The sequence below is a fragment of the Nostoc sp. UCD121 genome, assembly GCF_014222285.1.
Lineage (GTDB): Bacteria > Cyanobacteriota > Cyanobacteriia > Cyanobacteriales > Nostocaceae > Nostoc.
In genome coordinates this window covers 1-679 of sequence record NZ_JACKZS010000514.1, presented here as the reverse complement: position 1 = coordinate 679, position 679 = coordinate 1, and the positions used below count along the sequence as shown (strand labels likewise).

Genomic DNA, 679 nt, shown 5'->3' with positions numbered 1-679 from the left:
AAATTAAGCGAAATCAACCTAGATGAAGAAGAAAAAAAATTAATAGCACAGTACAGACCGCATCTTAATAGCAGTCCAGTAAAGAAAAGAAAGGTTTTACCTGCTGAAAATCTGTTAAGAGAAACAATACTCAAATTACCAGATTTATTAGTAGTTTTAGGTATAGAGCCACCCAGACAGATAAATAAAAATGCCATCAAAACTGACTGGTGGTTAAAAAATAAATTAGTAGGACTACAAATTATTCATCTTGTGCTTGATTGGGAAAAGCTAAGAGAGTTCGCCGAACAAGATATAGAAATATATAGTGGTATATTAGGTTATGTATTTGGGACTAGAAAAGCTTATTCTAACCTTTGGGAAGCGCCACGCAAGGAATATGTAAGAAGATACGGTGTAGTCCAGTGCCGGATTTTGGTAAATGGGTATGTTGTTGAAGTCAGCGTTTTAGATAAAGTTAGTCAGATTTTAACTAAAACTAGAATGGGGACTTTAGCTGGTGAGCAAATAAAAATTGTAGAAGCAGATATTTTAGATAAAATCAAAGCAGACCTAAAAATTCCCGTTCCAAAAGATTTTCTCAATAAAATACAACCTTACTTGCAAGACCCCATAAATTTAGTTTTTAATGATTATATAGATAGAGAAACTCTAGGAAAACAAATATACAGAATAAAAG

1 protein-coding gene is annotated in these 679 nt (G+C 32.5%); it reads left to right on the top strand.

What is annotated here, in order from left to right; translation table 11 throughout:
* On the top strand, positions 1-679 hold a 679-nt coding region (locus tag GNF10_RS37260; protein ID WP_221644719.1), incomplete at both ends, for a hypothetical protein.